This window comes from Rhodococcus sp. NyZ502 (assembly GCF_041464245.1).
GTDB lineage: Bacteria > Actinomycetota > Actinomycetes > Mycobacteriales > Mycobacteriaceae > Rhodococcus_F > Rhodococcus_F qingshengii.
The window spans coordinates 3,878,587-3,904,275 of sequence record NZ_CP167155.1 but is presented as its reverse complement, the minus strand read 5'-3'; the positions used below and the strand labels follow the sequence as shown (position 1 = coordinate 3,904,275).

Below are 25,689 nucleotides of genomic sequence, written 5' to 3'. Positions count from 1 at the left end.
GACGCCACAGCAACTACACAAGATTATTAACCAAATAGTTCATAAAAATCTACTGGCGGTCACGCTGCTCGTCGAAACCGCAGTTCAGAGAGTTAGGAGGCCGGCTGTGCTGCGGCCGCCACCAACTGCTCCACCTGTTCCTCGGTGATCCCGAGGCCGAAGGTGGCGAGTTTTCCGAGCGGCATCGAGCCTGCGAGTGCCATCATCTCGGGGCCGACCGCCTGTGCACCGTCGCCCGCTGCGGCAGCCATGGCGGCGCCGAGAACTGCGCTGCCGACGGGATGGGCGAGCCATTCGCCGATGGTCGACATGGCGTCGAGCGTGCCGACGCCGACGTTCCCGGCCAGGGTGATCGTGTCGGTGGTTGCGATGTCCCGAGACGAGAAGCCGACGCGGATCTCGTAGTCGCCAGGTTCGATCGCCCAGTCCTGCGCCGCGACGGACCAATAGGCAAATGCCCTGGTGTCGAGCGTGATGGTCACAGTCGCGGATTCGTCGGGGTCGAGGTGGACCTTGGCGAAGCCCTTCAATTCCTGCGCGGGTCGATCGATGCTTGCCGAGGCGTCGTGGACGTAGACCTGAACGACGGTGCTGCCCGATCGGTCGCCGCTGTTGCGCACGGTGACGGTCACTTCGGCGGAGTTCTCACCGGCCTCGACGGAGGTATCGGTGATGTCGAAGGTGGTGTAGCTCAGCCCGAACCCGAACGGGTACGCCACTTCACGCAGTGCGGAGTCGTAGTAGCGGTATCCCACGTACAGGCCTTCGCCGTAGCGGACGTGCTGCTGTGATCCCGGGAAATGCAGATACGACGGATTGTCTTGGAGGCGAAGCGGAATGGTCTCCGTCAGGCGGCCGGACGGATTCGTGATGCCGAACAGAAGATCGGCAATCGCCGAGCCGCCCGCCTGGCCGAGTAGCCAGCCCTCGAGGATTGCGGCGGCATGATCCTTCCAAGGCTCGATCGCAACCGCACCGCCGTTGGCGAGCACGACGACCGTGTTCGGGTTCGCGCCGTGGACCGCTTCCAGCAGGGCGATCTGGTCAGCCGGCAGTTCGATGTCGGTTCGGTCGAATCCTTCGGATTCCGTGGCGGACGGTAGTCCGAGGAACAGCACCGCGACGTCGGCGCGGCGTGCGGCGTCGACAGCCTCGGTGACCATGTCGTCGTCCGGAGTGCCGTCGAAGGTGAAGCCCGGTGCGAAAGTGACGCGGTCGGCGCCTTCGAGGTCGAGGATCGCGTCCAAAGCATTGTCGAGCTTGGTCGGGACCACCTGTGAACTGCCGGCTCCCTGGTACCGCGGGCTGCACGCGAATTCGCCGATCACCGCGACGGTTTGCCCGCCGGGGGTCAGCGGCAGCAGTTCTCCGTCGTTGGCCAGCAAGACAGCGGACTCCGCTGCAGCGGTCCGTGCCAGTTCGTGGTGACGCTCGACGTCGTACGTGTGGCCTTCGGTGCGCGCGGCGGCGGTGCGTGCCACCAGCGTCGCCAGGCGCTCGGCGGCAGTGGTGAGCACTGATTCGTCCAGGTCGCCGCCGCGCACGGCGTCGACGATCTGGGTATCGGTTCCGGTCGGCGGCATTTCCAGGTCGAGGCCCGCTGCGAGTGCCGCCACGCGGTCGTTGACCGCTCCCCAGTCCGAAACGACGAGGCCGTCGAAGCCCCACTGTTCGCGGAGTACCTCGGTGAGCAGCCAATGGTTCTGGCTCGAGTACACACCGTTGATCTTGTTGTACGAGCACATGACCGTCGTCGGGGCCGCGGTCTTGACGGCGTATTCGAAGCCGGCCAGATAGATCTCGCGCAGCGTCCGTTCGTCGACGTCGGCACTGACTCTCATCCGGTCGTGTTCTTGGTTGTTGGCAGCGAAGTGCTTGAGCGAGGTTCCGACGCCGCGAGACTGGATGCCGGTGATCAGCGCTGCCGCGACGCGGCCGGAGAGGAATGGGTCCTCGGAGACGTATTCGAAATTCCTGCCACACAAGGGTGATCGTTTGATGTTGATGCCTGGGCCGAGGAGGACCGAGACCTGTTCGGCTTTGGCCTCGTCGCCCAGAGCCTCACCGACCTGGCGGATGAGGTCGAGGTTCCACGACGAGCCCAACCCGACCGCCGGTGGGAAACATGTCGCTGGAATGCTGTGGCCGAGTCCGAGTGCGTCGCCGCCCTCGGGTTGTTTCCGGACTCCGTGCGGACCGTCGGTCAGGAGTATCGATTCGATTCCGGGAACGGACTGGCTGTGCCAGAAATCCGAGCCCGACGTCAACGACGCCTTCTCCTCGAGTGAAAGCCCGTCTACGTAATTCTCGGTCACGTCATTCCTCCCGGTGGCAGCTGTGAGTTCCACTCACCACCGTAGGGGGATTTTTCGGACTTCGGGGTGGGTCAGGACGGCGCCTTCGAGGTCAAGAACGCAACAACCATGTCGCCGAGCATTGTTCGAAGATGCTCACGATGCGTCGAGTCGGTCAGGTCGCGGTCGAAGAGCGCTTTGAAGGTGTAACGATTGGCGATACGAAAGACGCAGTAACTGCTGATCAACATGTGAATATCGAGAGCATCTACGTCGGAGCGGAATGCTCCCGACTGCTGTCCGTCGTGGAGGATCTGCGAGACCAGGTCGGCGGCGGGGGCGCCGAGACCGCTGAGTAGCTCGGATTTCTCGATGTGCTCACCGCGGAGCATGTTCTCGTTGGCTACCAGCCGAATGAAGTTCGGGTGTTGTTCGTGGTGGTCGAAGGTGAGTTCGGCCAAGGCGCGGACTGCTGCCGTGGGTTTCAATCCCTCGAGGTCGAGTTCACGTTCCTGCGCACGAATGACGCTGTACGCGTGTTCGAGGACGGACTTGTACAGCCCTTCCTTGTCGGTGAAGTAGTAGTAGATCATGCGCTTGGTGGTGTGAGTCTTGGTTGCGATCTCGTCCACTCGGGCGCCGGCAAAGCCTTTGTCGGCAAACTCCTCGGTGGCGACGGCGATGATGTTCACCCTGGTCAGATCGCTGTTTCGGCGTCGTTTCTCCGGCTTCGACACCACGGAGTTCACTGACTGCTCGGAAACCATGTGTTCACTCTATCTGTCAGCAGTTTGTCGACTTTGCTTGTCGAGTCCGCGTCGGGGGAGTAACGTCCAGTGAACTAACTCACTAGTTCGTACATTAGTTTCGAGCGTCAACCCCGAGGTGCCCCTGATGACTTCATCTCTACCGGTTCTGGTCCTCAACGGGCCCAACTTGAATTTGTTGGGCCAGCGCCAACCGGAGTTCTACGGGAGAGACACGCTGGACGACGTAGTTTCCCGCTGTGTAGCGGCGGCCGAGAAGTTCGGGGCGATGGTCGAGGCAAAGCAGTCGAACCACGAGGGCCAACTGATCGATTGGATCCACGAGGCCAGGGGAAACGTTGCGGGCATCGTCATCAATCCCGGTGGGTACTCGCACACCTCCATTGCGTTGCGTGACGCTCTGGTCACACTCGATGCCCCTGTCGTGGAGGTGCACATCAGCAACATCCATGGCCGCGAAGAATTCCGTCACCACTCCTACGTGTCCGGGATCGCCGACGCTGTCATCTGCGGATTGGGAATCGACGGTTACAGCGCCGCAGTCGAATTCGTCTGCGTCCGAGAAGGGAAGAACTGATGAGTGATTCGATCCTCTGCGGTCTGATCGGCACCGGCATCGGAGCCTCCTTGACTCCGATCATGCACGAGGAGGAAGGGCGCAGACAGGGCCTGCCGTACGTCTACCGCATCCTCGATCTCGATGCGATGGGGATGGCGCCGTCGGACATCGGTGAACTTCTCACCTATGCAAGACGTTTCGGGTTCCGCGGCCTCAACATCACTCACCCGTGCAAGCAGTTGGTGATCGAGCACCTCGACGAGCTCTCGCCGGATGCGAGCCGGCTCGGAGCGGTGAACACGGTCCTCTTCGACGCCGGCAAGGCGATCGGACACAACACCGATTGGTCGGGCTTCGGCCGAAATTTCGACGACGGACTTCCCGGAGCACAGCTCGATCGTGTCGTGCAGCTCGGTGCCGGCGGAGCTGGTGCGGCGGTTGCCTATGCCGCGCTCACCCGTGGCGTCGGGACGCTGACGTTGGTCGATTCGAGCCTGCCTCGCGCGCAGGAACTTGCACAAACCTTCGCGCAGCAGTTTCCGGCGCAGGTTGTCGAGGCGCGGCACACGAGCGACCTCGCCGAAGTGCTCGGCAAGGCAAACGGATTGATCCACGCGACGCCGATGGGAATGGCGGCTCATCCCGGAATGGCATTCTCGCCGGATCTGCTTCGCCCTGATCTGTGGGTGGCCGAAATCGTCTACCGTCCACTCGAAACCGAACTGTTGCGTCAGGCAAGGTTGATCGGAGCCCCGACGCTCAGCGGAGGCGGAATGACTGTCTTCCAGGCCGTCGACGCGTTCCGGATCTTCACGGGCATCGAGCCCGACAGTAAGCGGATGCTCGCGCACATGACGGAACTTGTACACGGCGAACAGACTGCGGCAGCGCTGTGAGTGCCCCGGTCCGGACGTCGATCGCGACGGTATCGCTCAGTGGCACTCTCGAGGAGAAGCTCGACGCCATCGCTGCTGCCGGCTTCGACGGCTTCGAGGTGTTCGAGCCGGATTTTGTTGCTTCGCCGTGGTCCCCGAAGGAATTACGAACGAGGGCTGCGGATCTGGGCTTGACCCTCGATCTGTATCAGCCGTTCCGTGACTTCGACACGGTGGACGAGGCCCAATTTGCTCGGAATCTTGTTCGAGTGCAACGCAAATTCGAGCTCATGGATCAACTGGGGTGCGAGACGCTCCTGGTGTGCTCCTCGCCCCTGAAGACCGCGAGTCACGATGACGGTCAGTTGACAGAGCAATTCGGAGCTCTCGCCGAACTGGCGTCCGAGCACGGCAAGAAGGTTGCCTATGAGGCGCTCGCGTGGGGTGCCCACGTCAACACGTACGGCCATGCGTGGCAGATCGTCGAGGGCGTCGACCATCCTTCGCTCGGTACCTGTCTGGACAGCTTTCACATCCTCTCGCGCGGTGACGATCCCGCCGGAATTCGCGAGATTCCCGGCGAGAAGATCTTCTTCCTCCAGTTGGCGGACGCTCCGTTCTTGGCGATGGACATCCTCCAGTGGAGCCGGCATCACCGAAACTTCCCGGGGCAGGGCAGCTTCGATCTCAATGCGTTCGCTCAGCATGTCTACGCCACCGGTTACGACGGACCGTGGTCGCTCGAGATCTTCAACGACGTATTCCGCCGCGCCGACACCCAGCGGACGGCAATCGACGCTCATCGGTCGCTCCTGCATCTGGAAGAACAGGTCGCTGCCGCGAACCCTGCCGCCGGTGGACCCACGCTGTTCACCGCTCCGGAGCGCACCCCGCTCGAAGGGATCGTGTCTCTGCGAATCGCTGCGGGTCCGGCTAAACAGGACCACGTGCACTCGATGCTCTCCCGCGTCGGTTTTCATCTTGTCGGACGGCACCACGATCACGATTTGCAGTTGTGGCGGCACGGACCGCTCACCGTTGCCGTGGATGCGACTGCGGGCACGGTGTGGACGGCGCCCGGGCTGCCTGCGGATCTACCGGTTCTGACTCAGATCGGCATCAGGGCAACCGAACCCGAGGTGTGGGGAGAGCGCGCTCTGGCTCTCGAAGTGCCGGCGACGCGCGTGCAGTTGCCGGGGTCGAGCGACGAGAACTCCGAGGTACCGGACGTCGTACGCCTGAAGGTCACCGATGCGACATCGATCGACCTTCGTGGCCCCGGCAGCGCTGCAGCGTGGGAATCGGCATTCGAGATCTACCCGCTGCCCGCCGAGCGCAATCGTGAACAGGGCGCAGTGTTCACCGGGATCGACCACGTGGCACTGGCGGTTCCGGCCGAGAGCTGGGACGGCATCATGCTGCTCCTGCGGTCCGTGTTCGAGATGCAACCACACGAGGGGCAGGACGTCACCGATTCTGTCGGCCTCATGCGAAGCCAGGCGCTCACGCTCGTTCAAGGCGGTGACGGACATACCCTGCGCATCTCGCTGAACATGGTGGAGGGAAGTCGAAGTGGGCTGCCGACGGTCCGTCGCGGCGGCGTCAGCCACGTCGCCTTCGCGTGTGAGAACATCTTCGGTGCCGCTGCGTCCATGCAGGACTGGGGATTTGCTCCGCTACCCATTTCCCCGAACTACTACGACGATCTGGACGCGCGTTTCGGACTGAATCCGGAACTGCTCGACCGGATGCGCAGCACCGGAATTCTTTACGACGCGGACGCTCACGGCGAGTTCTTCCACCTGTTCACCCCGACCGTCGGGGGAGACCTGTTCTTCGAGGTCGTGCAGCGGGTGGGTGGATACGAGGGCTACGGGGAAGTCAACTCCGCTGTGCGACTGTCGGCTCAGTTGCGCGCGAGTTCGACGTGACCTCGACTCGGTGCGGGTGCGAGTAGATATTCATCGAATCGCCGCGGATGAAACCGGCGAGAGTCAGCCCGGACTCCTGCGCTAGTTCCACGGCCAGCGACGACGGCGCGGAGACAGCACCGAGGATCGGAATGCCGGCCATGACGGCCTTCTGGACGAGTTCGAACGACGCCCGACCGCTGACGATCAAGATCGTGTCGTAGAGGGGCACTCGGCCGTCGGTGATGGCCCAACCGATCACCTTGTCGACGGCGTTGTGACGGCCGACATCCTCGCGCAGTGCCAGGAGTTCGCCGGTGGCGGTGAACAATCCGGCCGCGTGCAGGCCACCGGTGCGCTCGAAGATCCGTTGGCTCTCCCGCAGTGTGACCGGCATGGCCGACAGGATGGTCGAGGTGACGGAAGTCGTGTCACCGACCAGCGGATGTCGCGTCGTGGTTCGGACGGCGTCGAGCGAGGTCTTGCCGCACACGCCGCACGCGGAACTGACGACGGTGTTCCGATCGGTGGTGTGGTCGGGCAACGGCACTCCGGGAGCGAGAGCGATGTCGAGGACGTTGTACGTGTTCGCACCGGATTCGTCGACGCCGTCGCAGTAGCGGACGACGCTCACGTCGTCGCGGGTGGCGATGACACCTTCGCTGAGAAGGAATCCGTGCACGAGGTCGACGTCGTTGCCGGGGGTCCGCATCGTCACTGCCAGCACCTGACCGCCCACTCTCATTTCGAGTGGTTCCTCGACGGCCAGCGTGTCGGGGCGCGTGACGACCCGATCACCCGAGATTCGAACGACCGGTGTTCGTGCGGTGACTCGTCCCATCTCAGGCGCCCGATGCTTCGAGTCGAACGGTGACGGCCTTCGACACCGGCGTGTTCGACTTGGCCGCAACGTGTTCGAGGGGAACGAGCGGATTTGTCTCCGGGTAGTACGCCGCAGCATTGCCGCGCGGGGTGTCGTAGGAGACGATGCGGAATTCCGTGACCCGACGCTCTTCGAGTGTGCCGTCGGGTGTTGTCCACTCGGACACGATGTCGACGAGATCGCCGTCACGGAATCCGAGCGCGGTGATGTCTTCGGCGTTGACGAGGATGACTTTGCGTCCGCCCTTGATGCCGCGGTATCTGTCGTCGAGGCCGTAGATCGTGGTGTTGTACTGGTCGTGGCTGCGCATCGTCTGCAGAATCAGGCGCCCACTCGGAGTGGGTATCCAGTGCAGGTCGTTCACGCCGAAGTTGGCTTTGCCGGTTTGCGTGCGGAACTCACGCGAGTCACGCGGCGGGTGGGGGAGTTGGAATCCGTCTGGCTCTCGAACGCGGGAGTTGTAGTTTTCGCAGCCTGGCACTACCCGTGAGATGGAATCGCGGATCAGATCGTAGTTGCCCTCGAAGGCCGACCAGCGGACGGAGTGATCGTTGCCGAGTAGTTCGCGGGCGAGTTGGCAGATGATGGCGACTTCGCTACGCAGGTAGGGGCTGACCGGTGTGAGGCGTCCGCGCGACAGGTGCACCATGGACATCGAATCCTCCACGGAGACAAGCTGCTTTCCGCCGGCTTGGACGTCGAGGTCGGTGCGTCCGAGGGTGGGGAGGATGATCGCGGTCTGCCCGTGGACCACGTGACTGCGGTTCAGCTTGGTGGACACCTGCACGGTGAGTTCGCATTGACGCAACGCTGTTTCAGTCGCTGCGGTGTCCGGGCTTGCCTGGATGAAGTTGCCGCCCATCGCCATGAAGAAGCTTGCCTTGCCTGCGTTCATGGCGCGGATCGCGTCGACGGTGTCCCATCCGTGCTTGCGGGGACTCGAGATCGAGAACTCGGTATCGAGCGCGGCCAGGAACTCTTCCGGCATCTTTTCCCAGATGCCCATCGTGCGGTCACCCTGGACATTGGAGTGTCCTCGCACCGGACAAACGCCGGCACCGGGTTTGCCCATCATTCCACGCATGAGCAGCAGGTTGACTGCTTCTTCGATGGTGGCGACTCCGTGTGTGTGCTGAGTGATCCCCATGGCCCAGCAGGTGACGGTTCGCTCGGATCGGGCAAGTGCGGCAGCCGTTTCCTCGAGCTGTGCCATCGACAGACCCGTTGCCTCGAGTACCGTGTCGAGATCGACCGCGCGGATGTGCTTCTCGTATTCGTCCCAACCGGCGCAGTACCGGTCGACGAAAGCGCGGTCGACGACCGTCCCGGGAGCGCGATCTTCCTGCTCGAGCAGCAGCTTCCCCAGGCCTTGGAACAGCGCCATGTCGCCGCCCAGCCGGATCTGCAGGAACTCGTCCGCGATGTCGACTCCGTGCCCGATCACGCCGGACACCTTCTGTGGATCCTTGAACCTGCGCAATCCCGCCTCGGGTAGAGGATTGATGGCAATGATCTTGGCGCCGTTGCTCTTTGCCTTCTCCAGCGTCGAGAGCATTCGAGGGTGGTTGGTGCCGGGGTTCTGTCCGGCGATGAGGATGAGATCGGCGTTCTCGAGGTCGGGAACCGTCACCGAGCCTTTGCCGATGCCGATGGATTCGGTCAGTGCGCTTCCGGACGACTCGTGACACATGTTGGAACAGTCGGGCATGTTGTTGGTGCCGTAGCTGCGAATCATCAACTGGTAGAGAAACGCGGCTTCGTTGGACGTGCGACCGGAGGTGTAGAACACCGCTTCGTCCGGCGATGCGAGGCCGTTCAGATGTTCGGCGATCAGTGCGTACGCGCCGTCCCAGTCGATCGGCCGGTAATGGGTTGCTCCCGGCGTCAGGACCATCGGGTGCGTCAGTCGCCCCTGCTGTCCGAGCCAGTAGTCGGTCTTGCCTTCGAGATCGGCGATCGAGTGCTCCGCGAAGAATTCGGGTGTGACGGTGCGAAGCGTTGCTTCCTCGGCAACAGCCTTCGCTCCGTTCTCGCAGAATTCGGCGGGCTTGCGATGTCCGGGAGTCTCCGGCCACGCACACCCCGGGCAGTCGAAGCCGTGTCGCTGGTTGAGTCTGGTGAGCGTTCGGGCGGTCCGCAAGGCTCCCATCTGCTCGATTCCTCGTTGCAGCGACACCAGAACGGCCGGAACTCCGGCGGCGTAGTCCTTGGGGTGCGTGACTTCGAGATCCGATTCGTCGATGTCCTTCGAGGGGCCCTGGCGCGTCATGTCTCCATAGTGGCCCGAACGGCGCGGTACTGCCATCGAATGGGCCGGTCGAACTAGCCGGAATGAAGCTTTCATCGGCTAGCCTTACCTACCGAACCAGCAGACTTTAAGGGGTAGGAACATGGATCGAACGGACGCAGGTCGGCTGACCCGGCGCGGATTTCTGATCGGCACGTCGGGAGCGTTGCTGGCATTCGCCGCAGCCTGCTCCAGTTCGAACGACGAGGACACACCTCCCAGCGGTGACTCTGCGGAATCGATCACCCACAAGTTCGGGGCTACGGAGTTGCCCAAGGATCCGCAGCGGATCGTCAGTGTCGGATACAACGATCAAGATGCGATCCTGGCGCTCGGTGGGACCTTGGTCGGAACCTTCGACTGGTACGGCGATTACCCCTACGGAGTGTGGCCCTGGGCGCAGCCGCTGCTGAACGGGGCGACTCCCGAGATCATCGGAACTGCGGGCACCACCATTCAGATGGAGAAGGTCGCTGCCACGACACCCGACCTCATTGTCGGCACCTACTCCGGGCTCACTCAGGCGCAATACGACAAACTCAGTGCCATTGCGCCGACGGTGGCGCAGCCCAAGGAGTTCGCGGATTACGGAATCCCCTGGCAGAACCAGACGACCATCATCGGCGAAGCGTTGGGGCAGCAGGGTAAGGCCACCGAGCTGATCGCCGGCGTCGACCAGAAGTTCGCCGACGTGAAGACGGCCAATCCGGCGTTTGCCGGCAAGACCGTTCTGGTCGGCGCGTTGAAGGGGCCGGGGCAGTTCGGGGTCTACGGACCGGAAGACCCGAAGGTGCGGTTCTTCACCGAACTCGGATTCGTGAATCCGCCTGTCACCGATCAGATCACGGGTAACTTCGCCGAGATCAGCACCGAGCAACTCTCGCTCGCGGACGTCGACGTACTCGTCTGGTACGCCGGTGGCGGCTACGGCGACAAGCTTCGCGCGGAGCTGGACAAGACCCCGATCTACCAGGAACTCGACGTCGTGAAGGACGGCCGCGCGATCATTCTGGAAGACGCTGCTGCCGAAGCCATGACGTGGAGCACCGTACTGAGCTTGCCGTACGCGCTCGAACAGATTCCGCCGCGGATTGCGGGCTTGCTCGTCTGATCGGTTCAAGGACAGCGCTGTTCAAAGTCCAGTGATTCGGACAGTCGGCGGTACTCTCGCCTCATGGGTGTACACGTACGGCCGGCTGTCCGATCCGATATTCCGGCACTGTCGGCAGTGTTGGCCGAGGCGTTCGAAGATGATCCCTTGATGGCGTGGATGTTGCCGGACGAGGCCACCAGGGCTGATCGCCTGACGAAACTGTTTGCCGCAGAAGCTCGTTACCACCACCTCGCCGGGGGCGGCGTCGAGGTGGTCACCGACGACAACGGCCTGATCGGCGGGGCAACTCTGTGGGATCCGCCGGGGCGGTGGAAGCAGTCGTGGATTTCCGGGCTCGTGAGCCTGCCCGCAATGGTGCGTGTCTTCGGCAGGGGCCTACGACACGCGGCCGAGGTCAGCTCCGTTCTCGAAGGAGCACACCCGAATTCGCCGCACTGGTATCTCGCGACCGTCGGGACCGGCAGCGCGGCGCGCGGTGGGGGATACGGCAAAGCGCTGCTGAACTCTCGGTTGGAGCGTTGTGACCGTCAACATGTCGACGCTTACCTCGAGAGCAGCAAGGAATCGAACATCCCGTACTACAACCGCTTCGGTTTCGAAGTGACCCGTGACATCGTCATGCCAGGCGGCGGGCCGACGATCTACGCAATGATGCGTCAACCGCGGGGCGCGTGATACGAACTAGTGGTGACCCAGATTCCCGAGCTCCACGCAGGCACACCGTTCGACGAACTCGACGACTACATCGCTCTGGCCAGGTTGTCCGGCCTGGTGTTGTCACCTGACGGCTCGCTGCTGATCTGCGCGCGCGCCGTTCTCGACGACAAGAGCGCCGAATACGTGTCCTCGTTGTGGGAGATCGACCCGGAAGGCCGGCGTCCTGCGCGTCGGTTGACCTGGGGTTCGACCAGCGAGTCCGGTGCTGCCTTCGCGTTCGACGGCGACGTGCTCTTCACTGCCACGCGAGCCGTGCCGGGCGAGAGTGATCCGCAACCAGCACTCTGGCGCCTACCAGCGGCGGGCGGAGAAGCTCAGCTGCTGATCTCGCGTCCCGGTGGTGTCTCGTCGGTATCAGCGGCGAAGGCGGCGCCGACGTTCGTGGCCCAGACGTCGGTCATGGCTTCGGCGATCAGCCTCGACCAGGACGATCAGGTGCGATCGGCGCGCAAGGACAAGAAAGTCACGGCGATGCTGCACACCGGTTATCCGGTGCGCCACTGGGACCACGACCTGGGCCCCGATCATCCGCATCTGGTTGTGGCCGAGACGGATTCGAAGGAATCCGTCGAGTTGCGGGACATCACACCGACGGCAGGCGCAGCGCTGCGGGAGACGTCGACCACGATTTCCGACGACGGTCTCTTCGTCGTGACCACGTGGACTGTCGGCGATGCGAGTGCCGCCCGCCGATCGACGTTGGTTCGGATCGACACGGTGACCGGTGACCGAGTCACGCTTGTCGACGAGGCCGACGCGGACGTCTACAACCCGGTGCTCTCGCCGGACGGAACCAAGCTCGCGTTCATCCGGGAGACACTCACCACACCGGAGTCCGCACCACGAATGACTCTGCAGCTCTACGACTTCGGATCCGGTGCCGTGACCGGCGTCGCCGACGGCTGGGATCGCTGGCCTACCTCACTTGCCTGGCTACCCGACGGATCCGGGCTGGTCGTCACCGCTGACGACGGCGGCCGCGGTCCGATCTTCACCATCGACCTGTGGGGCCAACCAGTGCGCCTGACAGCCGACGACGCGGCGTACACCGACGTTCGAGTGGCGCCGGACGGTGAGTCGATCTACGCGTTGCGAGCCTCGTACGAAGCGCCCCCGCACGTGGTGCGGGTCGATCTGCGATCAGGTGAGATCACCGCACTTCGTGGGCCCGACACTTTGCCGGAGCTGCCGGGAACACTGACCGAGATCACCGCGCGTGCCGAGGACGGTTCGACGGTGCGTAGCTGGTTGGCGCTGCCGACGGGCGCCGCGCCGCATGCACCGGTGCCATTGCTTCTCTGGGTCCACGGCGGCCCACTCGGTTCGTGGAACACCTGGTCCTGGCGGTGGAATCCGTGGCTGCTCGTCGCCAAGGGCTATGCAGTACTGCTACCAGATCCCGCGCTCTCGACCGGATACGGCCAGGACTTCGTCCAGCGGGGGTGGGGTCAGTGGGGCAAGGCGCCCTTCACCGATCTGATGGCGATCACCGATGCTGCTGTCGCCCAGCCCGAGATCGACCCCAAGCGAACAGGCGCGATGGGTGGTTCGTTCGGTGGTTACATGGCCAACTGGATTGCCGGACATACCAACCGTTTCGACGCCATCGTCACCCACGCGAGTCTGTGGGCACTCGATCAATTCGGCCCGACGACGGACGCTGCCTGGTACTGGCAGCGCGAGATGTCGCCTGAGATGGCCGTCGAGAATTCGCCGCATCTGTACGTCGCGGACATCACGACTCCGATGCTGGTCATCCATGGCGACAAGGACTACCGGGTTCCGATCGGTGAGGGCTTGCGACTCTGGTACGAACTGCTTGCCGAGTCAGGTCTGCCCGCCGACGACGACGGGAAAACGGACCATCGCTTCCTCTACTTCCCCGACGAGAATCATTGGGTGCTCAAGCCGCAGCACACCAAGATCTGGTACGAGGTGGTCACCGCGTTCCTCTCCGAGCACGTTCTCGGCGAAGATGTCGCGCTACCGGAGATTCTGGGCTGAACCCGCGCGTGCCTCGTTCGGATGAAACACCGAACGAGGCACGAGCGTCTTCGCGTGGATCCGGACCGGAATCAGGCGCCGGGGCAACGAACGGTGTACGACCACTCGGTGTGGTCAGGGCCCGTGACGCGAACCAGAACGGACGACGCCCCACCGGCGGGCACGTTGACGACAGCTGAACCAGTTCCCTCGTTGATGTTGTCGCCGATGTATCCGGTGCTGTGGATCAACCGACCTTCGTAGTACACCTCGATCAGGTCCGGGACGTTTTCGGTCTCGTAGCCGAGCACGAACGAGGTCGGGCCACCGCGGCCGAGTTCGTGCTTGGTGCTGGTGATTCCTGCGCCGCCCGAGACGGTCGAGGCGTCGCAGCGCTGCGTGGGCGCAAATGATCCGCCGCCGCCGCTGCCGCTGGCCAGGCCACTGAGAATGTCCCTGACGTTGCCACTGGCCAGGCCGTTGACGATGTCCGTCGCGCTGGTCGAGCCGGCGTTCAGGCCGCCGAGGACGTCGTTGAGGTTCCCAGTGGCGATCCCGCCGACGATGTCACCCACGCTGCCGCTGGCGATGCCGTTTGCGATGTCGTTCCCGATATCGCCGACGCTTCCGTTGATCGTGGCGCTGCCACTGTCGATGCTTCCTTGCACACTTTCTTCGATGCCGGGGGCAGCAGACGCAGTCGCCGGAAGCACGAGGGCAACCGCCGCTCCGATCGTCGCGGCCGCCGCCAAGGTTCGAACGCCGGGACGGCGAGAACTCCAGTTGTTCAACATATTTGCTCCACAGGTCGTTGGTCGGTCGTCCTTCAGAGCGATCCTGTCAGCGGAGCGGATCGGTGAATATCGTTTGTTCGGCTGACCCCGGACTGCGGGGCAGTCGTTCGTGTGCGCTGCGGCGGCCGACGGGCGAATTCGTTCACGACGGGGGAGTCATTAGGATCAAGTGGTGACCAGTGCAGCTCCAGAGAACCCCCAGACCCCCGCCGACGCCCTACCCAAGAGCTGGGACCCCAGCGCGGTAGAGGCCGATCTGTATCAAGGCTGGGTAGACGCCGGGTACTTCCAGGCCGACGCGACCAGCGACAAGCCCGGCTACTCCATCGTGCTGCCGCCCCCGAACGTCACCGGCAGCCTGCACATGGGCCATGCCCTGGATCACACCCTCATGGACGTGCTCAGCCGTCGCAAGCGGATGCAGGGCTACGAGGTGCTGTGGCTGCCAGGCATGGACCACGCCGGTATCGCCACGCAGTCCGTCGTCGAGAAGCAACTCGCTGCCGACGGAAAGACCAAGGAAGATTTCGGCCGCGAGCTGTTCATCGACAAGGTCTGGGACTGGAAGCGCGAATCCGGTGGAACCATCGGTGGCCAGATGCGGCGCATCGGTGACGGCGTCGACTGGAGTCGTGATCGTTTCACGATGGACGAGGGCCTCTCCCGCGCAGTCCAGACAGTCTTCAAACGCATGTTCGACGAGGGCCTGATCTACCGCGCCGAGCGTCTCGTGAACTGGTCGCCGGTGCTGCAGACCGCGATCTCCGACATCGAGGTGAAGTTCGAGGACGTCGAGGGTGAGCTGGTTTCCCTGCGCTACGGCTCGCTCGACGACAACGAGCCGCACGTCATCGTCGCGACCACTCGCGTCGAGACAATGCTCGGTGACACCGCAGTAGCGGTCCATCCCGAGGACGAGCGCTACAAGCACCTCATCGGCACCACTCTCGATCATCCGTTCACCGGGCGTCAGATCCCGATCATCGCCGACGACTACGTCGACCCCGAGTTCGGAACCGGCGCTGTGAAGATCACGCCGGCTCACGATCCCAACGACTTCGAGATGGGCCTGCGGCACAACCTGCCGATGCCCACCATCATGGACAAGACCGGCAAGATTGCCGACACCGGAACCGAATTCGACGGAATGGACCGCTTCGAGGCTCGCGTCAAGGTTCGCGAAGCTCTCGCCGAGCAGGGACGCGTCGTCGCCGAGAAGCGCCCGTACCTGCACAGCGTCGGGCACTCCGAGCGCAGTGGCGAGGCCATCGAGCCTCGTCTCTCGTTGCAGTGGTGGGTCAAGGTCGAGACGCTCGCCAAGGCTGCGGGTGACGCGGTTCGCAACGGGGACACCGTCATTCACCCGGCGAGCCAGGAGCCACGCTGGTTCGACTGGGTCGACAACATGCATGACTGGTGCATTTCCCGTCAGCTCTGGTGGGGTCACCGCATTCCGGTCTGGTACGGCCCCGAGGGTGAAGTTGCGTGCTTCGGTCCTGACGAAACGGCGCCGGAAGGCTGGGTCCAGGATCCCGACGTCCTCGATACCTGGTTCTCCTCCGGACTGTGGCCCTTCTCGACGATGGGCTGGCCGGACAATACGCCCGAACTCGAAAAGTTCTATCCCACCAGCGTTCTCGTCACCGGCTACGACATCCTGTTCTTCTGGGTCGCCCGCATGATGATGTTCGGCACCTACGTGTCCGAGGACGAGTCGATCACCGCCGGTCCGGGTAAGTCCGGCGCGCAGATGCCGTTCAAGGACGTGTTCCTGCACGGACTGGTCCGCGATCAGTACGGCAAGAAGATGTCGAAGTCTCGCGGCAACGGTATCGACCCACTCGACTGGGTCGATCGTTTCGGCGCCGACGCCCTGCGATTCACACTTGCACGCGGCGCCAACCCGGGCAGCGACCTGTCCGTCGGTGAGGATTCGGCGCAGTCCTCGCGCAACTTCGCGACCAAGTTGTTCAACGCGACCAAGTTCGCTCTGATGAACGGCGCTGCTCCCGCGCCGTTGCCCGCTCGAAGCGAACTGACCGACGCCGATCGTTGGATCCTCGACCGTCTCGACACGGTCCAGGCCGAGGCGGACGCCGCATTCGATCGCTACGAGTTCAGCAAGGCGTGCGAAGGCCTGTTCCACTTCGCGTGGGACGAGGTCTGTGACTGGTACCTCGAACTCGCCAAGGTGCAGTTCGCCGCCGACGAGGCCGTCGCCGCGAACACCCGCGCCGTGCTCGGCAACGTTCTCGATGCACTGCTCCGCCTCCTGCACCCGGTCATTCCGTTCGTGACCGAAACCCTGTGGAAGGTGCTCACCGGCGGCGAGTCCGTCGTCGTCGCCGAATGGCCCACGTTGTCCGGTGAGGCAGTCGACGCCCAGGCCGCAACCAGGATCGAAGACACGCAGAAGCTGATCACCGAGGTGCGACGATTCCGAAACGATCAGGGACTCAAGCCTTCCCAGAAGGTCCCGGCTCGTGCGTCCGGGCTCTCGGAGGCCGGCATGGACGGCCAGTTCGCCTACGTGGCGGCGCTGGCCAAGCTGACCGAACCCGAAGAGGGATTCACCGCGTCGATCTCCGTCGAGGTGCGCCTGAGCCAGGGCACCGTCACTGTCGACATCGACACCTCGGGCACCATCGACCTCGGCGCGGAGAAGAAGCGGCTCGAAAAGGACCTCGCGGCAGCGCAGAAGGAGCTCGTCACCGCTGACAACAAGCTGGCGAACGAGGCCTTCCTGGCGAAGGCGCCCGACGCCGTCGTCGACAAGATCAAGACACGTCGCCAGATCGCCGTCGAAGAGATCGAGCGCATCACGGGACGTCTGAAGGAGTTGGCCGACAAGTGAGTTCGTACGAACCGTCCCAATTCGACGCTCAGAGTTCGGTTCCGACTCCGGTCGACATCGCCGAACTGGCGCTGGTGGAAGCAGAACTCGACAAACGTTGGCCCGAGACCAAGATCGAGCCGTCACTGACTCGTATCGAGGCGCTCATGGATGTCCTGGGCTCGCCTCAGCACAACTATCCGTCGGTGCACGTCACGGGAACCAACGGTAAGACGTCGGTGACGCGCATGATCGATTCGTTGATGACGGCTCTGCATCGTCGCACCGGGCGAACCACCAGCCCTCATCTGCAGATCGCGACCGAGCGGATCAGCATCGACGGTCATCCGATCTCGCCGCGGCTCTACGTGGACACGTTCCGCGAGATCGAGCCGTACGTGCAGATGATCGACGCACAGTCGGAGGAAGCCGGGGGACCGGCGATGAGCAAGTTCGAAGTGCTCACCGCCATGGCCTATGCGGCCTTCGCGGAGGCGCCGGTCGACGTCGCCGTGGTCGAGGTCGGCCTCGGCGGACGCTGGGACGCCACCAACGTGATCGACGGGCAGGTTGCGGTGATCACCCCGATCAGCCTCGATCACGCCGAGTACCTGGGCACCGACCTGGCCGGGATCGCGGAGGAGAAGGCCGGGATCATCAAGAAGGGCCGCGAGGACCTGGTTCCGGTGGACACCGTCGCGATCATCGCCGAGCAGACTCCCGAAGTCATGGAGGTATTGCTGCGGCGTGCTGTCGAGGTGGAGGCCGCGGTCGCTCGTGAAGGCTCGGAGTTCAAGGTGCTTGCTCGCCAGATCGCGGTGGGCGGACAGCAGCTCGAACTTCAAGGCTTGAGCGGTGTGTACACCGACATCTTCCTCCCCCTTCACGGTGAGCATCAGGCGCGCAACGCCGCGCTCGCGCTCGCTGCCGTAGAAGCGTTCTTCGGTGCCGGTCCGGATCGACAACTGGATCAGGATGCAATCCGCAACGGGTTCGCCTCGGTCGTCAATCCCGGTCGCCTCGAACGTGTTCGGAGTGCGCCGACGGTCTTTCTCGACGCCGCCCACAATCCAGACGGTGCTCGCGCTCTCGCGGCCGCACTGTCCGCCGAGTTCGACTTCCGCAAGCTCGTGGGAGTGGTCAGCGTCATGGCGGACAAGGACGTCGACGCCATCTTGACTGCATTCGAATCCGTCTTCGACGAGATCGTCGTCACCCACAACGGGTCACCCCGGGCGATGGACGTCGAAGAACTGGCGAACATCGCCGTCGCGAAGTTCGGCGACGAGCGCGTCGTCGTTGCGCCGGTGCTTGCCGACGCCTTGGAAGTCGCGATCGAAATCGCCGAGCAGGTCGCCGAACCCGGTGAGGCCGTATCAGGGGCGGGTGTGGTGGTGACGGGATCCGTCGTGACCGCAGGCGCCGCCCGCACGCTGTTCGGAAAGGACCCCGCGTGAGTACCCCGTCAGATGCCAATCCCGAGTCCGGAGACCACGAGCCCGGAGACACTGCCGGCGAGTTCGGGCCGCCGACCAAGGACCCGTGGAAAAGCTTCCGCGGAGTGATGGCCGGAACCCTGATCCTCGAGGCGATCGTCGTGCTGCTGGCTTTGCCGGTTGTCGCGGTCGTCGGCGGAGGCCTCACCGCGGCCTCCGCGGGATTCATCATCGGGTTGGCGGTACTGATGATTCTGGGTGCGGGCATCCAGGGCAAGCCGTGGGCGATGGGGTTCAACGTCGCGCTGCAGGTGATTCTTCTGTTCGGTTTCTTCGTCCACCCGTCGATCGCCGGTGTGGCGATCACCTTCGGGATCGTCTGGGGATACCTCGTCTACCTGCAGAGAGACATCAAGCGCCGGATGGACAAGGGCCTGCTTCCCGGTCAGCGGGACTGACCATTTAGGCTGTCCGCTGTGACTGAGCGCACCCTCGTACTTATCAAGCCCGACGCCGTTGCCCGTGGATACGTAGGAGAAATCCTCAGCCGTATCGAGCGCAAAGGCCTGACAATTGCAGCACTCGACCTCCGCGTAGCTTCCGAAGAGGTGGCTGGTAGCCACTACGCAGAACACGCCGAGCGTCCGTTCTACCCGAGCTTGTTGGAGTTCATCACCTCCGGTCCGCTGGTGGCCGCAGTGCTCGAAGGCCCCCGAGCCATCGCTGCTTTCCGTCAGTTGGCCGGCGGAACCGACCCGGTCGACAAGGCTCTTCCGGGTACGATCCGCGGCGACTTCGGACTCGAAGCGCAGCAGAACCTCGTTCACGGCAGCGACTCCGTGGAGTCGGCAGAGCGTGAAATCGCTCTGTGGTTCCCCGCGCTGTCGTCCATCTGAATCTCCGATCGGGCCTCTGGCCCACATGAACGGGCCTTCGGCCCACATCTCCACAGCGAATTCTCGGCACGTATCCCACATCGGTGCGCCCTTTGCAGTTGCAGGCGCGTTGGTGTGGGATACTGCTTTCAGTTGAACCGCAATTTGTTTTACGCACGTTCAACCGGATGACACCTAGGTTCGATGCCCTTTCATCGCTGCTCCAGGTCAACAGGAAATCCCTGGACCTCTGCACGCTGGATGATCAGGCGCTCGCGCACAGGACAACGGCCATCCAGCCAGGCACTTCATGTGCTCGCAGTGAATAACGGGCATTGCGGACCATGCGGAGCGAGACCTTACAATCTCGTACTCACTTCTGAGTGCGAGTACACACAGCACGCTCCCGCGTGGCCGCGTGACAACTCGACTTCTGGGTTGGACGCGCCCGGGGGCTGAGGAGACTTACGTGGCCGATCAATCCCCAACCGAATCAGATTCCAGCACCACCCCGGAATTTCCCGACAAGATGCGCGTACACGCGCTGGCGAAGTTGCTCGGCGTCACCAGCAAGCAGGTCCTTGCCGAAGCCGCAGCGCTCGGTACCGAATTGCGCAGCGCGCAGTCGAGTCTCCACCGTGACGTCGCTCAGCGGATTCATGCCTCGTTGACTTCCGCGGCCGAGGCCATCGAGCCCGTCGTCGCCGAGCTCGACACCCTCATCGACCCGGTTGTCGAGGCGCCGGTTGCCGAGGAGCCTGCTGCAGAAGCTCCCGTGGAGGCTGCTCCTGTTGCAGAGGCTCCGGCCGAGAAGCCTGTCAGGGCTCGTCGCACTCGCAAAAAGGTCGTCGTCGAAGAACCTGCAGCAGAAGAAACAGTGGATCCGGCTGTCGCCGAGATCAGCGCTGGACTCGACGCCGCAGCTGCGCTGCCGAGCAAGGAAGCCGAGCAGTCCGATCTGTTCACTTCCTTCGAAGCACCGCAGACCCATCAGCCCGAGGTGGCTCCCGCCGCGCCGCAGGTCCCGCTGTTCCTGCAGCCGGATCTCGAAGCCGCCGAGGTAGCTCCGCGTCGCCGTCGCGCACGCCGCGAGCCTGCTGCACCGGCGGTCGTCGAAGAGAAGCAGACAACCGCGGAAGCCGAAACCGTCGTTCCCGAGGCAGCGCCGGTTGCAGTTCCTGCCGTCGAAGAGCCGGCTGTGACCGCACCGCAAACCGAGGGCGAGAGCGCCGAGTCCGAGGACGAGGACGACGATCAGCCGCGTCGCCGTCGTCGTGGACGCCGTGGACGTGGACGTGGTCGCGGTGAACAGGGTGGCGAGCAGGGGTCGGACGAAGAGTCGGATACCGCTACCGAATCGGAGCAGGAATCTGCCCCTGCGGCAGTCGAGAAGCAAACCGACGATGCTGCCGGCGAAGAATCCGGTGATAAGTCCGAGTCCACCGCTGATGCGGATTCCGAGAATGCCGACGATTCCGATCTCGATGCCGACGGATCGAGCCGCCGTCGCCGCCGTCGTCGTCGTCGCAAGACCGGCACCGACGGCGCCACCGACGCGACTGCGACGTCCGAGGACGATCCGCCGAACACCGTCGTTCACGAGCGCGAACCTCGCAACAAGACCCGCGTCAAGGACGAGGTCCAGGGCATCAGTGGTTCGACACGTCTGGAAGCGAAGCGTCAGCGTCGCCGCGACGGTCGTGACGCCGGCCGACGTCGCCCACCGATCCTGACCGAGTCGGAGTTCCTCGCGCGTCGTGAGGCCGTCGATCGCGTCATGGTCGTGCGCGATCGGGCAGACAGCGGTCAGCCGCATGCGACTACACAGGTAGCAGTCCTCGAAGACGGAGTGCTGGTCGAGCACTTCGTCACCAACTCGGCGTCCGCGTCGATGGTCGGCAACGTGTACCTCGGACGTGTCCAGAACGTGCTCCCCAGCATGGAAGCTGCGTTCATCGACATCGGACGTGGCCGCAACGGTGTTCTCTACGCCGGTGAGGTCAACTGGGAGGCTGCCGGTCTCGGTGGCAACTCGCGCAAGATCGAGCAGGCTCTCAAGCCTGGCGATCAGGTGCTCGTTCAGGTCAGCAAGGATCCGGTCGGCCACAAGGGTGCTCGACTGACGACACAGATTTCGCTTGCCGGTCGTTTCCTCGTCTACGTGCCCGGTGGTACGTCCACGGGTATCAGCCGCAAGCTTCCGGACACCGAGCGCAAGCGTCTCAAGGAAATCTTGCGCGACATCGTTCCCGCCGACGCCGGCGTGATCATTCGCACGGCGTCCGAGGGCGTCAGCGAAGAAGAGTTGGCGCGCGACGTGACTCGTCTGCAGGCTCAGTGGGCCGGCATCGAGGAGCAGGCCGCGGCTGCGGACACCGGTAAGTCCGGCAACCCGCAGGCGCTGTACGAAGAGCCTGACATGCTGGTCAAGGTCATTCGCGATCTGTTCAACGAGGACTTCTCCAAGCTGGTCATCGAGGGCGAGAAGGCGCATACGACGGTCGAGAACTACATCAACTCCGTTGCGCCCGACCTGCTTCCGCGGCTCGAGAAGTACACGCCGAACAACGGTATCGACGTCTTCGCCGCTCGCCGTATCGACGAGCAGTTGGCCAAGGCACTCGATCGCAAGGTGTGGCTGCCGTCCGGCGGCACCCTGGTGATCGACCGCACCGAGGCCATGACCGTCGTCGACGTCAACACAGGCAAGTTCACCGGAGCCGGCGGAAACCTCGAAGAGACCGTCACCCGTAACAACCTCGAAGCGGCCGAGGAGATCGTTCGCCAGATGCGCCTGCGGGACATCGGCGGAATGATCGTCGTCGACTTCATCGACATGGTTCTCGAATCGAACCGGGACCTGGTCCTGCGTCGGCTCACCGAATGCCTGGGTCGCGATCGCACGCGCCATCAGGTGTCGGAGGTCACGTCACTCGGGCTCGTGCAGATGACGCGCAAGAAGTTGGGCACCGGATTGGTCGAGGCCTTCTCGACCACCTGTGAGCACTGCCACGGCCGCGGCATCATCGTCCATTCCGAGCCCGTCGAGGTGAAGTCCTCGGACGACGGAGGATCGCGTTCGGGCTCGCAGCGCAGTGATTCCGGTACCTCGCGCAAGAACAAGCGTGGCCGCGGAGACAAGTCGGCTTCGACCGAGTCCAACGGACAGGAAGCTCCGGCGCCGGAGGTTCCGGCCGTCGACGCGACGGTCAAGCGGGCTCATCCGGTGGCATTGGCGATGGCCTCGCATCACCACGACGACGACGAGACCGTCGCGGCCGACTCGACCGAGTCTGATTCCGCCGGTGTGTCTTCGGGGGACGATGCATCCAAAAGTGCCGATCGGCAACAAGATCGGCCGATCGATACTCCTGCTGCTGCTGAGCACCATGACGTTCCTGTTGTGGACTCTGCTGCGGAAGAAGTATCCGCAGTGGACAACGAGTCGGCCGCAGCTTCGACCGAAGCAGCTCCGCGCGGTCGTCGGCGTAGTCGCCGGGCGTCGCGGGCAGCGTCGGCACCGGTTGCCGAGGCAGCTCCCGAGGTGGGCACGGTCTTCGTGATTCCGACTCCGGAACCCGTGACAGAAGCGGTCGTGGAAAACGTTCCGGCTCCGGCCACCGAAGCTCCGGCTGAGGAAGAAGTTGTCGTCGTCAAGCGACCCCGTCGCAGGCGTGCAGCAGCACGTCCCGCAGGGCCTCCGGTAGACGGAGAGTAAGAACTACTGGCTTTCGGTCGGTTGGATGACTTCGCGATGAGCGAGGACATCCAACCGTTATCCGAAGTTTCAGCTGGTAGAAGCAGTACAGAGTAGTAAGCACCACCCCTCGGCGGGGCGGTTTGACCCTGACGGTTGCTTTCCCGTAACCTTGGAGGGTCGCCACCCGGCGGTAGAGATTCCGTGTGCCTAGAGTGCGCGTGAATGTCCCGGTACGTCAGTGCCGAGCCGAGGTGACATAAACCAGACCAGTCGCGATGCATTTGAAGCCTCAGGCAGCAGCGCGAGCAAGTTCGAAGAAGCAAGGGGTAGCCCTCCGATGGCAACGTACGCGATCGTCAAGACCGGCGGAAAGCAGTACAAGGTCGCTGTTGGTGACCTCGTCAAGGTCGAGAAGATCGAGGGTGAGCCCGGCACTGCTGTCTCGCTTGCTCCCGTTCTCGTGGTCGACGGATCTGACCTGACCACCGACGCGGCCAAGCTGGCCAAGGTCGCAGTCACCAGTGAGATCGTCGAGCACACCAAGGGCCCGAAGATCCGCATCCACAAGTTCAAGAACAAGACCGGTTACCACAAGCGTCAGGGCCACAGGCAGCCGATCACGGTGCTCAAGGTCACGGGCATCAAGTAACCAGTTCTTTCTAGCTAATTTCACCCGAGGAGGGTCAATAGCATGGCACATAAGAAGGGTGCATCCAGCTCCCGTAACGGTCGCGATTCAAACGCCCAGCGCCTCGGCGTGAAGCGCTTCGGCGGCCAGTCGGTCAGCGCAGGCGAAATCCTGGTTCGCCAGCGCGGCACGCACTTCCACCCCGGCGTCAACGTCGGCCGTGGCGGCGACGACACCCTGTTCGCTCTCGCTGCCGGCGCAGTCGAGTTCGGCCAGAAGCGTGGACGCAAGACCGTGAACATCGTTCCGGCCGTCGTTGCGGCTGAGGTCTAGTCTTTCTCGCTAGTTGTGCGTCATCGGTTCTACTTCGGTAAGCCGGTTCTGCTTTCGGTAAGAGAGTGACGCGTTCCAAGCTCCCGATAGGGGCGGACCAGGGTTGAAATAACCCGGTCCGCCCCTATCGTTTGTTTAAGCAGTACCCGTTTTGCCCCGAGCAACCCTGCTCACCAGAAGTTCAGCTCATCGCGTGAGACCCGCAATTGACTGAGGAAGGATCCGGCAGTCATGTCCCGATTCATTGACCGTGTTGTGCTGCACGTCAGCGCTGGAAAAGGCGGCAATGGTTGCGCCTCCGTACACCGCGAGAAGTTCAAACCGCTCGGCGGTCCGGACGGTGCCAACGGAGGTCGCGGTGGCGACGTCATCCTCGTGGTCGACGAGAACATCCACACCCTCCTCGACTTTCACTTCCATCCCAACGCGAAGGCGACCAACGGCAAGCAGGGCGCCGGCAGCAACCGCGAGGGTGCAAACGGTGAAGACCTCATCCTCAAGGTTCCGGATGGAACTGTGGTTCTCGATACCGACGGCAACGTGCTTGCCGACCTCGTGGGAGTCGGTTCACGCTTCGACGCCGCTCAGGGCGGCCGCGGCGGACTCGGCAACGCAGCGCTGGCGTCGAAAGCCCGCAAAGCTCCCGGTTTCGCACTCCTCGGTGAGGACGGTGTCGAGCGTGACCTGGTTCTCGAACTCAAGTCGGTAGCCGACGTCGGTCTGCTCGGATTCCCCTCCGCCGGTAAGTCTTCGCTTGTGTCCGTTCTCTCTGCGGCCAAGCCGAAGATCGCCGACTACCCCTTCACCACTCTGGTCCCCAACCTCGGCGTCGTCTCGAGCGGCGACACCACCTTCACCGTCGCCGACGTGCCAGGGCTGATCCCCGGTGCCAGCGAAGGCCGCGGTTTGGGCCTGGACTTCCTGCGCCACATCGAACGCTGCGCCGTATTGGCGCACGTGATCGACTGCGCCACCCTCGATCCGGGACGTGACCCGATCTCCGACATCGACGCCTTGGAAGCAGAGCTGGCTGCGTACACGCCTGCGCTCTCCGGCGATTCGGGACTCGGTGACCTCGACAAGCGCCCGCGCGTCGTCATCCTCAACAAGACCGACGTTCCCGAGGCCGCCGAATTGGCCGAAATGGTCACGCCTGAGATCGAAGCTCGCGGATGGCCGGTCTTCACCATCTCGGCGGTGAGCCGAGAAGGATTGCGACCGTTGACATTCGCGCTGGCGAAGATGGTCCGCGACTACCGCGAAGCTCATCCGAAGCCCGAGCCGAAGCGCCAGGTCATTCGCCCGGTCAAGGTCAAGGATTCCAGCTTCACCATCGAGAAGGATCCCGATATTCCCGGTGGGTTCGTCGTCCGAGGCACCCGCCCGGAGCGGTGGATTCGTCAGACCGCCTTCGACAACGACGAGGCCGTTGGTTACCTCGCCGACCGTCTTGCTCGATTGGGCGTCGAGGACGCATTGGTCAAGAAGGGCGCTCAGCCAGGAGCTTCCGTCACCATCGGTGACGTCAGCTTCGAGTGGGAGCCGATGACGCCGGCCGGTATCGATCTGACCCGCACGGGCCGTGGAACCGACCCGCGTCTCGATCAGGTGGAGCGCATCGGCGCGGACGAGCGCAAGCACGCGCGTCGTGTCCGCCGCGGCTTGCTCGACGAAGACGCCTGACCCACGCGATTTCAGGAC

19 protein-coding genes are annotated in these 25,689 nt (G+C 63.5%); 14 read left to right on the top strand and 5 right to left on the bottom strand.

The window, feature by feature from the left end; translation table 11 throughout:
• Positions 1-92: 92 nt before the first annotated feature.
• Positions 93-2,315: a glycoside hydrolase family 3 C-terminal domain-containing protein gene (locus ACBG85_RS17975; RefSeq protein WP_372024196.1), complete on the bottom strand. Its 2,223-nt coding sequence runs from the start codon at positions 2,313-2,315 to the stop codon at positions 93-95.
• 71 nt (positions 2,316-2,386) lie between these two features.
• Positions 2,387-3,061 carry a TetR family transcriptional regulator gene (locus ACBG85_RS17970; RefSeq protein WP_007730968.1) on the bottom strand — a complete coding sequence of 225 codons (675 nt, stop codon included), beginning with the start codon at positions 3,059-3,061 and terminating at the stop codon, positions 2,387-2,389.
• 127 nt (positions 3,062-3,188) lie between these two features.
• Between ACBG85_RS17970 and aroQ the strand changes: the two genes are divergently transcribed.
• Genes aroQ through ACBG85_RS17955 form a run of 3 tightly spaced genes read left to right on the top strand, consistent with a single transcriptional unit; the run spans position 3,189 to position 6,426 of the window.
• On the top strand, positions 3,189-3,638 hold the full coding sequence (gene aroQ, locus ACBG85_RS17965) for a type II 3-dehydroquinate dehydratase (RefSeq protein ID WP_042923833.1): 450 nt from the start codon (positions 3,189-3,191) through the stop codon (positions 3,636-3,638).
• Positions 3,638-4,516, top strand: coding sequence for a shikimate dehydrogenase (locus tag ACBG85_RS17960; protein WP_136471181.1), 879 nt, complete (start codon positions 3,638-3,640; stop codon positions 4,514-4,516). Before aroQ ends, ACBG85_RS17960 begins: the two co-directional genes overlap by 1 nt.
• Positions 4,513-6,426 carry a TIM barrel protein gene (locus ACBG85_RS17955; RefSeq protein WP_372024194.1) on the top strand — a complete coding sequence of 638 codons (1,914 nt, stop codon included), beginning with the start codon at positions 4,513-4,515 and terminating at the stop codon, positions 6,424-6,426. Before ACBG85_RS17960 ends, ACBG85_RS17955 begins: the two co-directional genes overlap by 4 nt.
• On the opposite strand, the gene fdhD is transcribed toward ACBG85_RS17955, so the two are convergent.
• Together fdhD and ACBG85_RS17945 are read right to left on the bottom strand one after the other, a co-directional pair.
• A complete protein-coding gene (gene fdhD, locus ACBG85_RS17950; protein WP_064113167.1) occupies positions 6,377-7,246 on the bottom strand; it encodes a formate dehydrogenase accessory sulfurtransferase FdhD in 870 nt (289 codons plus the stop codon). The two genes, ACBG85_RS17955 and fdhD, sit on opposite strands and share 50 nt — an antisense overlap.
• Position 7,247: 1 nt before the next feature.
• Positions 7,248-9,557, bottom strand: a complete 2,310-nt coding sequence (locus ACBG85_RS17945; protein WP_372024192.1) for an FdhF/YdeP family oxidoreductase — start codon at positions 9,555-9,557, stop codon at positions 7,248-7,250.
• Between the two features lie 121 nt (positions 9,558-9,678).
• Between ACBG85_RS17945 and ACBG85_RS17940 the strand changes: the two genes are divergently transcribed.
• The 3 genes from ACBG85_RS17940 to ACBG85_RS17930 all read left to right on the top strand — a co-directional run bounded on the left by ACBG85_RS17940 (position 9,679) and on the right by ACBG85_RS17930 (position 13,410).
• A complete protein-coding gene (locus tag ACBG85_RS17940) occupies positions 9,679-10,686 on the top strand; it encodes an iron-siderophore ABC transporter substrate-binding protein (protein WP_030536639.1) in 1,008 nt (335 codons plus the stop codon).
• Between the two features lie 63 nt (positions 10,687-10,749).
• Positions 10,750-11,364, top strand: coding sequence for a GNAT family N-acetyltransferase (locus ACBG85_RS17935; protein ID WP_372024190.1), 615 nt, complete (start codon positions 10,750-10,752; stop codon positions 11,362-11,364).
• Positions 11,365-11,376: 12 nt separating this feature from the next.
• The gene (locus ACBG85_RS17930; RefSeq protein WP_030536637.1) at positions 11,377-13,410 is read left to right on the top strand and encodes a S9 family peptidase; all 2,034 of its coding nucleotides are present in this window, start codon (positions 11,377-11,379) and stop codon (positions 13,408-13,410) included.
• Between the two features lie 71 nt (positions 13,411-13,481).
• Here the strand turns inward: ACBG85_RS17930 and ACBG85_RS17925 are convergent, their stop codons facing one another.
• Positions 13,482-14,183 (bottom strand): hypothetical protein, encoded by a 702-nt coding sequence (locus ACBG85_RS17925; protein ID WP_019749074.1) that lies wholly within the window; start codon positions 14,181-14,183, stop codon positions 13,482-13,484.
• 172 nt (positions 14,184-14,355) lie between these two features.
• Here ACBG85_RS17925 and ACBG85_RS17920 point away from each other — a divergent pair, with 172 nt between their 5' ends.
• From ACBG85_RS17920 to obgE, 8 genes are all read left to right on the top strand, one after another.
• Positions 14,356-17,037, top strand: a complete 2,682-nt coding sequence (locus ACBG85_RS17920; RefSeq protein ID WP_039973213.1) for a valine--tRNA ligase — start codon at positions 14,356-14,358, stop codon at positions 17,035-17,037.
• Positions 17,034-18,473, top strand: a complete 1,440-nt coding sequence (locus tag ACBG85_RS17915) for a folylpolyglutamate synthase/dihydrofolate synthase family protein (RefSeq protein WP_030536635.1) — start codon at positions 17,034-17,036, stop codon at positions 18,471-18,473. The genes ACBG85_RS17920 and ACBG85_RS17915 overlap by 4 nt, the downstream gene beginning before the upstream one ends.
• On the top strand, positions 18,470-18,910 hold the full coding sequence (locus ACBG85_RS17910; protein ID WP_003944448.1) for a DUF4233 domain-containing protein: 441 nt from the start codon (positions 18,470-18,472) through the stop codon (positions 18,908-18,910). Before ACBG85_RS17915 ends, ACBG85_RS17910 begins: the two co-directional genes overlap by 4 nt.
• An 18-nt stretch (positions 18,911-18,928) precedes the next feature.
• Positions 18,929-19,348: a nucleoside-diphosphate kinase gene (ndk, locus tag ACBG85_RS17905; protein WP_003944527.1), complete on the top strand. Its 420-nt coding sequence runs from the start codon at positions 18,929-18,931 to the stop codon at positions 19,346-19,348.
• A gap of 448 nt (positions 19,349-19,796) precedes the next feature.
• On the top strand, positions 19,797-23,045 hold the full coding sequence (locus tag ACBG85_RS17900) for a translation initiation factor IF-2 N-terminal domain-containing protein (protein WP_372024188.1): 3,249 nt from the start codon (positions 19,797-19,799) through the stop codon (positions 23,043-23,045).
• Positions 23,046-23,364: 319 nt separating this feature from the next.
• Positions 23,365-23,676 carry a 50S ribosomal protein L21 gene (rplU, locus tag ACBG85_RS17895; RefSeq protein ID WP_003944533.1) on the top strand — a complete coding sequence of 104 codons (312 nt, stop codon included), beginning with the start codon at positions 23,365-23,367 and terminating at the stop codon, positions 23,674-23,676.
• Between the two features lie 42 nt (positions 23,677-23,718).
• Entirely contained in the window at positions 23,719-23,988 is a 270-nt protein-coding gene (rpmA, locus tag ACBG85_RS17890; protein ID WP_003944532.1) for a 50S ribosomal protein L27, read from the top strand.
• Positions 23,989-24,219: 231 nt separating this feature from the next.
• On the top strand, positions 24,220-25,671 hold the full coding sequence (obgE, locus tag ACBG85_RS17885; protein ID WP_003944579.1) for a GTPase ObgE: 1,452 nt from the start codon (positions 24,220-24,222) through the stop codon (positions 25,669-25,671).
• Positions 25,672-25,689: the final 18 nt, after the last annotated feature.